This window comes from Winogradskyella sp. (assembly GCF_016744625.1).
Taxonomy (GTDB): Bacteria; Bacteroidota; Bacteroidia; order Flavobacteriales; family Flavobacteriaceae; genus Winogradskyella.
Genome location: NZ_JADGDZ010000038.1, coordinates 20,865 through 29,912, shown reverse-complemented (window position 1 = coordinate 29,912; position 9,048 = coordinate 20,865). Strand labels below are relative to the sequence as shown.

Sequence of the window (9,048 nt, the reverse complement as noted above, 5' to 3'; positions counted from 1 at the left end):
TCTCTAAAGTTACTTATGTGTGTAATGATACGTTCGTCATCATCTGCCATCATTTCGCGTTGACAGTCTGTAAAATTATGAAGATGCTTTTCTAAGTCAATAAAGTTAGGAACCACATGTATATCTTTTTTAATATTAAAAAGACGCATGGTATCCTTTTTTAAACTAGCAGAAACAGAAGTTACAGCATCAGATTTATTAATACTGAAGGTTACAGCAGGTTTATAAAACGGATGACTACCAACTAATGTAATGTCTGTTCCATGAAGTGTTGTTACAATAGGAACAAGAATACCTTCGTCTAAAAGCATTTGCTGTGCCATATAAGCTGCGTAAGCATGCGGAATCGCATAATGGACATGTAATAGTTCAATTCCATGAAGCTTCACCATATCTACTAATTTACTCGATAAGGCAAGTTCATAAGGCTGATAATGAAATAAAGGGTATTCTGGTACATGAACCTCATGAAAATGAACATCATTACTCAACAATTCTAAACGTACAGGTTGACTATAGGTTATAAAATGAATCTCATGACCACGTTTTGAAAGTTCTAAACCTAATTCTGTAGCGACAACACCACTACCACCAAATGTTGGATAACAAACAATTCCTATTTTCATGTATTTTGTAATATTATTTCACTGTCACCTTAAGCACAGTCGAAAGGTTTTAATTGGTTTCGATTGCTCTCAACCTGACATTATATTTAAATTTAAAAGCCTAAAGTTAGCTGTTTTGCTCTATTGGTTTTCAACTTTAAGTACTTTTTAACTTATGCTATAATGTACTTAAATTTTGAAATCAATTCAGTCAGAAGTTGTTTAAGAAACTTACAACTATTAATTTACTCAATAATTGCTTCGTAAATTAAACGCTGAATCTCTGTTCTAATATTTTCACGTAATAATAGGTTCTTTCCGGCTTCAGGATAAGTTCTATTGGCTAAAAAGATATATACAATTTCTTGTTCTGGATCTGCCCAAGCATAAGTGCCAGTAAAACCAGAATGCCCAAAACTCGTCATAGAAATACAACCACAAGTTGGCCCTTCCTCTCCTAGTTGTGGCTTATCAAATCCTATACCGCGTCGGTTATCACTCTCACAATAATAACATGTATTAAATGTATCTATTGTTTCACTTTTTAAATAGCGTTTTCCTCCATAAAAGCCTTTCTGCAAATACATTTGCATAATTTTTGCAACATCATTTGCATTACTAAAAACACCTGCATGTCCTCCTACTCCATCTTGCATGGCTGCTCCCATATCATGCACATAACCATGTACTTTTTTGTAACGATAATACTTATCAATTTCAGTAGGAACAATATCTTTTAGGCTAAATTTCTTTCTAGGATTATAAGTTGTATAATTAGCACCTAAAGACTTATAAAAACGATCTTGAGTAATCTCACTTAAAGATTTGTCATAGAAACCTTCAAGATAATTTTTAAGAATATAATAAGGCAAATCACTGTAACGATAGCGTAACCTAGATAGTAACTCACTCTCCTTTATAATCTCTTGGATAGAATCTTTGTAATCGTTACGCATAAAAAGCGTATTTGTCACCTCTACATTAAAACCTTTTGTTCTTTTTGTTTTATAATATTTAGGGTCTGGTTTTTTAGTTACAGAATCGAGAGTTGCATAGTAAAAAGGAATCCAAGGTCGCAACTGTGCATAATGCGATAACATTTTCTTAAGCGTAATATTCTTTTTGTTTGAATTTTTTAATTCCGGAATTAATGTACCTAATTTAGAATTTAGAGATACAGATCCCTTTTCTTCTAATTCCATCAACACAGGAAGCGTCGCTAATATTTTGGTTAATGACGCGACATCATATATATCGTTAAAGTCTACTTTATTCTTTTTTGAATAGGTATGGTAACCAAAATTCTTATTGTATATCACTTTTCCTTTTCGAGCAACCAATAACTGAATACCTGGTGTCATTTTATTTTTTACAGCATGATTTGCGACAGAATCAATTTTACTTAATAATTTAGAATCCATGCCAACACGCTCAGGTAAACCATAGCTTAAACTCGATATTGCATTATAAATTTCTCCTGTGCCAACAGGAAAGAATTCACCTGTACTTACTGGTAATTTTCCTTTGGCTCCAATCGCTCCAAAAATGAGTTGTGCTGATTTCTCTTGAGCTATTTTACTGTTTTGATAACTCATTACTATGCCCTCAATATTTTCAATAGACAATAAATCATTAAGCGCATATGGTCTAGCAAAAACATCTAGAATTATTGTATTTGTTCTAGCAATTTCATAGAGCCATGCCATTTCTCTTTGACTAAACTTAAATCCCTTCCATGGATTATCATTGCTTTTATGAAAGCCAACTACAACTGTATTATAATTTTGAAGTTTAGAAATAATTCCATCAAGCTTTTCGGCTTTAACTTGATGTACTTTAGTATATTTCTTTAATTCATCTAAAAAAACAGAGCCATTGTCATCACCTAGAGCTACATAAGCAATTTTCTTTGTTTCTAAGTCTCTTATAGGCAACAACGCGTTGGAATTTTTTACAACTGTAGTTGCATTCTCCATTAGGTTCTCATAAAGTAAATCGTCCTTTAATCGGTTAAGATCTTCTTTTAAGTTAGCCAAGCCAATAGGACTGTAATTATTTAATCCAACTTTATGTTTAGCCATTAATATCTTTTTCACTGAATGTGATAAACGCTCCTCAGTAATAATTCCATCATTATAGGCTTCAATAAACTTTGCTATACCTTTTTGAGGATCTTCTGACATAAGCATTACATCATTTCCTGCTAAAAATGCCATTAGATCAATTTCGCCTCCTTTTATTACACTTCTTGATATAACACCATCTACTCCTTTTTCAACATAATCTGCGGCACCTTTCATAGTTAACGCATCTGTAAATATGAGTCCTTTAAATCCAAGTTGAGTCTTTAAGATATCTGTTACAATATGTTTTGATAATGAAGAAGGGAAACCTCTCCTCGCTTCTAAACTAGGAACATTAAGATGTGCTACCATTACACTAGATAAGCCTTCTTTAATGAGTTTTCTATAAGGGAACAACTCTATTGAATCTATGCGTTTTTCACTAAACGAAATCGTTGGCAAAGTCTTATGTGAATCACCTTCTGTATCTCCATGGCCTGGAAAATGTTTTGCATTAGCCAAAGTACCAGTACTTTGCATCCCTTTCATATATGCTAACCCTTTATTAGTTACATTATCTCTATCTTCTCCAAAAGAGCGATTTCCAATAATTGGGTTTTCTGGGTTAGTGTTAATATCTACAACTGGTGCAAAATTAAAATGTACTCCAAGGCGTTTACAATGTTCACCTATTTGACGTCCTGTCTGTTCAACTAGATCATTATCAGTAATGGCACCAAGTGTCATATTCCAAGGAAAGGCATAAGTAGAATCTAATCGCATACTTAAACCCCATTCTGCATCCATGCCTACTAAAAGCGGAATCTTTGAAGCTGCTTGTAATTTATTATTCAGTTTTGCCTGTCTATAAGGCCCTCCATTAGAATAAATAACACCTCCAATGTGTTGATTTTTTATAAGATCAACCACTTCATTATTCAACTTATCACTGTTTTTAGACATTACTTGGACCATATAAAGCTGACCAATACGCTCATCTATAGACATAGAATTATAAAGGCTATCTACCCATTTTTGTTGTTGAATTGGGTCTTCTGAAAGCAAGGGATTGTTATCAGATTCTTGAGACAGACTAATTTGAATACAAAAACATATAAGAATAAGGGACAAGTAACGCATGAGCAATTTTTTATCGTTTATAGGATTTTACTAAACAAACTTCATTTAGTAGTAACGAATACTATGCCAAAATAGCATAATTAATAAGAAGTAAAAAAGACTTTAGGATACTTTTATAAACCGTGTAATTAACAGTTATAAAATTAGTCTAGTAAATCGATATGACGATCGTGATAACCTAATAGATATAATACTCCGTCTAAGCCTATGCTAGAAATAGAACTTTGTGCATTATCCTTTACTTTAGGTTTAGCATGAAAGGCGATGCCTAAACCAGCAAGATTAAGCATCTGTAGGTCATTAGCTCCATCACCAACAGCAATGGTCTGACCAATATCAATACCTTCTTTAGTTGCAATTTCTTTAAGGTACTCAGCCTTTTTGTCTCCATCTACTATCTCTCCAAGATAACCTCCTGTTAAAATACCATCTTTAATTTCTAGTTGATTTGCATATACATAATCGATATCTAATTTCTTTTGCAAATAGTGACCAAAATATGTAAAACCACCAGATAAGATAGCGGTTTTAAACCCGTAATAATGTAAAGTATCTATAAGGCGTCTTGCTCCTTTAGTAATTGGCAATCGTTCTGCAACGTCATGTAACACCTCTTCACTCAAGCCTTTTAAAAGCTTCATTCGTCTTTTAAAACTTTCTTTAAAATCAATTTCCCCTTGCATGGCAGATTCTGTAATTGCTTTTACCTCTTCTCCTACACCAGCTAATTCTGCCAACTCATCAATGACTTCAGTTTGAATTAAAGTTGAATCCATATCAAAACAAACCAGGCGTCTATTTCTTCTAAAAATATTATCCTCTTGAAACGCAATATCTACATCTAATTCTCTAGAGATTTCCATCATTTTTTGTGTGAAATCTGATTTATCTCCTATTTTACCTCTAATAGATAATTGTATAGATGCTCTAGGATATTCTTCTTTTTTCACTAATGATAAACGACCAGTTAAACGCTTTATAGAATCGATATTTAAGTTCTTCTCTGAAATTATTTTAGTGACTTTAGAAATTTGTTCTGCAGCAAGTTTTTCTCCTAAAATAGTAATGATGTAGCGATCTTTACCTTGAAGACCAACCCAACTCTCATAATCCTTGAGTGCTATTGGCGAGAACTTTGCAGTAATACCAAGTTCATAAGCTTTAAATAATAAGTCTTTTAAAACTGCAGCTGATTTTTTTCCTGATTCTATTTCGAATAATATACCAAGTGACAAGGTATCGTGAATATTAGCTTGGCCAATGTCTAAGATTTTAGCACCATATTCAGCCAATACACTAGTTAAACCAGAAGTTAAACCTGGTTTATCTTGTCCCGAAATATTTAATAAGAAAATGTCTGTAGCCACAGTTATAGATTTACAATCGTAAAAATCAATATTCTATTTGATATATGAAAATTATTGAAGATGAGAATTTTACAATTATATCTAGTAAACACTATAAAATTCGCAATATTAAAGATTCTATTTCAAAAATCGACTGTGCCAACTTTCACTTGCAGGTACTTCCCAGTTTTCATTAAATTCTGAGATATTAGTAACGAGGTTATTAAAAACAATTGTGTTTTTAGAAACGGCTTTATCCTTTGCCATTTTCTTAAAGTCTAACAAAGATTTATGTGCAATGAATTCGCCTTGCTTGTAAGATACATTCATTTTATCCATTAAATCCACGTTATATTCTTTCTCTAATTCCTGAATAAAATGAACAGAAGCGTCGATTGAACAACCAGTTGCACTATTTAAGCTTTGGTTTAATGCAATTACTATAAAACGTTTATATACAATTTTATAGCCTGCTTGTAAATCTTGTCCATGAGCTGTCCATGCTTCAATAAACACATTAAGCTTCTCTTCTAATTTAGCTAATTCATTTTCTGAAAATGAACGGTTGGCTTGGTATATCCAAACACGGGATTCTTCTGGTAAAGTATTAAAATCTACTAACATAAAATTGATTTAGGGTTGATGGCAGAATTATGCATTAGCTATTAATTCAGCTATATCCATAACCGAAATTTCACTTTCCTTCTCTTTAAATTTAACACCATCTGTCATCATCGTATTACAATACGGACAACCTGTAGCAATAATTTCTGGTTGTACTTCTAGTGCATCTTCAGTTCTAAGAACATTAATTTCCTTATTACCTGGTTCAGCATCCTTAAACATCTGTGCTCCACCTGCTCCACAACACAAAGCTGTTCCTTTATGTCGTTTCATTTCTACTAATGTGGCATTAGTTTTTCTTAGTACATCTCTTGGAGATTCGTAAACATTGTTTGCTCTTCCTAAATAACAAGGATCGTGAAACGTAATACGTTTTCCTTTATAGGTATCACCTTCTACAGACAAGCGCCCAGAAGTCATTAACTCTTCCATATATTGAGTATGGTGTACAACATCATAATTACCACCTAAACTTGGGTATTCATTTTTTAGACAATTAAATGAATGTGGGTCACAAGTAACAATACGCTTTACTTCATAAGCATTTAGCACTTCAATATTCATTACAGCTTGCATTTGAAACAAAAACTCATTACCTGCACGCTTTGCAACATCACCTGTATTACTTTCTTCTGTTCCTAAAACAGCAAAATCAACTTTAGCCTTGTTTAATATTTTAACAAAAGCCTTTGTGATTTTTTTAGCTCTATCATCATAACTACCAGCAGAACCAACCCAAAATAAAATTTCTGGTTGCTTGCCTTCTGCCATAAACTCTGCCATTGTTGGCACTTTTAGTTGCTCGTCCATTTTCACTTAATTTTTAGGCTTATATTTTTTCGAAGAGAATAAAATTGATAAACAACCTCCACCAGCACCAGCAACAAGGCTTCCAATAAGATTACCATATTCATTTTCTTTTAACAAAACCATTAATATCATTCCCAATATGATTAAAACAATACCTACGATTATAACTTTTCTCTTAGTGCTCATCTTTCCAATTTAAACGGTCCATTTGGTTATAAGGCCATGGTGCTCCATTATTTTCTATATTGGTCATCATATTATTTAATTCCATTGGCGCAGCACTCTGCTCCATTACTAAATAACGACGCATTTCTAAAATTATAGATAATGGATTAATACTCACAGGACATTCTTCTACACAAGCATTACACGTTGTACAAGCCCATAACTCTTCGTTTGTAATATAATTACCTAACAGTTGTTTGCCATCATCTACAAACTTACCTTTATTGATATCTATGTTTTTCCCAACTTCTTCTAAACGATCTCTAGTATCCATCATAATTTTACGAGGAGACAATTTCTTACCTGTTAGATTTGCAGGACATGCAGATGTACATCTACCACATTCTGTACACGTATATGCATTTAGTAGTTGTACTTGTGTTAAATCCATTACATCACTAGCTCCAAACTTAGCAGGTGCTTCATCATCTGCACCTTCTGCTGGTGCAGCAAACGGATCTGCATTTGGATCCATCATAAGCTTCACTTCTGCAGTTACCGCTTCTAGATTATTAAATTTACCTTTAGGCTCAACACTTCCGTAATATGTGTTTGGAAACGCTAAAAGAATATGTAAATGTTTCGAGAAGTATAAATAATTCAAGAATAGTAAAATGCCTACAATATGAAACCACCAAGCTACACGCTCAATAGTATGAAGCGTTTCTTGAGAAAATCCGTCGAACCAAGGTGCTATGAATTGAGAAATTATATTTCCGGAATTAGACATTTGAAATACTGTATCTGTAGCATTCATTACTAAAAACAAACCCATTAAAACAACTTCGAAATAAAGAATAATATTTCCATCGTTCTTTGGCCACCCTTTCATCTCCGAACTTAAGAAACGTTTTAATTTAATGACATTTCTACGAATCCAGAAAACAATTACAGATACTAGAACTAATACAGCTAAAATTTCAAAGGAGCCAATTAAAAAGCCATAAAGAGATGCTGGTAACAATTCTAATCCTATACGATGTGTGCCAAATAATCCATCTATAATAATTTCTAAGACTTCAATATTAATAATCACAAATCCCACATAAACAATAACATGAAGAAAACCAGATACTGGTCGTCTTACCATCTTACTTTGTCCTAGTGCAATACGTACAACATTGCTCCAGCGTTGCGATTTTTCATTAGAAGCATCAACTTCTTGCCCTAATTTAATATTACGAATAAGTTTTTTAATGTTTCTTGCAAAAAAACCAATACCTAATACAAGGATAATGGCAAAAATGATATTTGGGAAGTATTCCATAGGTGAAATAATCTAATTCTTTTGATCTTCAGTTGGTGCTTGGTAAGGGATCTCTTTCTTAGATAATATTCGCCTATATCTCGCAGGATGTAGCTTTATATCTAATAGTAATAATTCCATTTCTTTAGATGCTCCTTCTAGATTCTTGTAGAGTTTATCATCCTTTAACAGCTTTCCTATGGTGCCTTCACCATTATCTATACTAGCTAAAAGACTTTGCATGCTTACTAAGGTTTTATTTAAGTCGGTAATAGTTGTAGATAATCCAGCACCTTTTAATTCGGCAGCTAATTCACTTAGATCTTTACTAGTCTTATCAAAGTTATCTAGTATTGATGCAATTTTTTCATCATTCTTTTTAACTACACTTTGAATAGAAAACGATAGGCTCTTAAACGATTTTAAAGTTGTGTTTAATTCAGAGATAGTGCTTTTTAATCCTGAGTCAGACTCATCAACTACAAGAGCATTTAAACTATTTACTAAAGTATCCGCAGAACGTAATGTACTATCTAAACCTGCTGTTACATTTGGTAAATCACTTTCTAAAGTGGACATTAAGCCCTTTTTTATCTCCGAAACAATAAAATCACCTGGTTGTGCTAAAACACCATCATTAGCATCTACAATAGCTAAGGCATTGCCACCCATTAATCCGTCTTGGTATAATCTAACCTTACTGTTTTTAGAAAACTTTAATTTGGGATTAACTGAAAAAGCGACACGTGTTTTACCAGAATCAAAATCATATTTAATATCTTCTATCTTTCCTATTTTATTACCTTTAATTGTAATAGGTGACGAAGAGCTTAAAGCATTATAATCGAATTCTGTATAATAAGTTTCTGTAGTAGTGAATATGTCCTCACCTTTTAAGTATGAAAATAAATATATAAAAAGAGCGATACCAGATAATACTAATATTGCCGTTTTAACTTCTCTTGAGATTTTCAATTGACTTTACTTTG

Annotated in this window: 8 protein-coding genes; all 8 read right to left on the bottom strand. The window is 32.8% G+C overall.

Features of this window, described 5'->3' with window-relative positions; genetic code table 11:
- On the bottom strand, positions 1-626 hold a 626-nt coding region (gene bshA / locus QZZ53_RS09550; RefSeq protein WP_296383986.1), incomplete at its 3' end, for an N-acetyl-alpha-D-glucosaminyl L-malate synthase BshA.
- A gap of 224 nt (positions 627-850) precedes the next feature.
- Positions 851-3,808 (bottom strand): glycoside hydrolase family 3 N-terminal domain-containing protein, encoded by a 2,958-nt coding sequence (locus QZZ53_RS09545; protein WP_296383984.1) that lies wholly within the window; start codon positions 3,806-3,808, stop codon positions 851-853.
- A gap of 143 nt (positions 3,809-3,951) precedes the next feature.
- The gene (gene serB, locus QZZ53_RS09540) at positions 3,952-5,175 is read right to left on the bottom strand and encodes a phosphoserine phosphatase SerB (RefSeq protein WP_296383982.1); all 1,224 of its coding nucleotides are present in this window, start codon (positions 5,173-5,175) and stop codon (positions 3,952-3,954) included.
- Between the two features lie 117 nt (positions 5,176-5,292).
- Complete coding sequence (locus QZZ53_RS09535; RefSeq protein WP_296383980.1) at positions 5,293-5,778, bottom strand: ABC transporter ATPase; 486 nt, start codon at positions 5,776-5,778, stop codon at positions 5,293-5,295.
- Positions 5,779-5,805: 27 nt separating this feature from the next.
- Positions 5,806-6,588: a (Fe-S)-binding protein gene (locus QZZ53_RS09530; protein WP_296383978.1), complete on the bottom strand. Its 783-nt coding sequence runs from the start codon at positions 6,586-6,588 to the stop codon at positions 5,806-5,808.
- Between the two features lie 6 nt (positions 6,589-6,594).
- Positions 6,595-6,774, bottom strand: coding sequence for a hypothetical protein (locus QZZ53_RS09525; RefSeq protein WP_296383976.1), 180 nt, complete (start codon positions 6,772-6,774; stop codon positions 6,595-6,597).
- Positions 6,764-8,080, bottom strand: a complete 1,317-nt coding sequence (locus tag QZZ53_RS09520; protein ID WP_296383974.1) for a (Fe-S)-binding protein — start codon at positions 8,078-8,080, stop codon at positions 6,764-6,766. The genes QZZ53_RS09525 and QZZ53_RS09520 overlap by 11 nt, the downstream gene beginning before the upstream one ends.
- 12 nt (positions 8,081-8,092) lie before the next feature.
- Entirely contained in the window at positions 8,093-9,034 is a 942-nt protein-coding gene (locus QZZ53_RS09515) for an MlaD family protein (protein ID WP_296383971.1), read from the bottom strand.
- Positions 9,035-9,048: the final 14 nt, after the last annotated feature.

What these genes read in the sequence shown, in the direction of transcription:
- QZZ53_RS09535 (WP_296383980.1), bottom strand. Translation starts at nt 5,778, where the DNA reads ATGTTAGTAGATTTTAATACTTTACCAGAAGAATCCCGTGTTTGGATA.
- QZZ53_RS09530 (WP_296383978.1), bottom strand. Translation starts at nt 6,588, where the DNA reads ATGGACGAGCAACTAAAAGTGCCAACAATGGCAGAGTTTATGGCAGAA.
- QZZ53_RS09520 (WP_296383974.1), bottom strand. Translation starts at nt 8,080, where the DNA reads ATGGAATACTTCCCAAATATCATTTTTGCCATTATCCTTGTATTAGGT.
- QZZ53_RS09525 (WP_296383976.1), bottom strand. Translation starts at nt 6,774, where the DNA reads ATGAGCACTAAGAGAAAAGTTATAATCGTAGGTATTGTTTTAATCATA.
- QZZ53_RS09545 (WP_296383984.1), bottom strand. Translation starts at nt 3,808, where the DNA reads ATGCGTTACTTGTCCCTTATTCTTATATGTTTTTGTATTCAAATTAGT.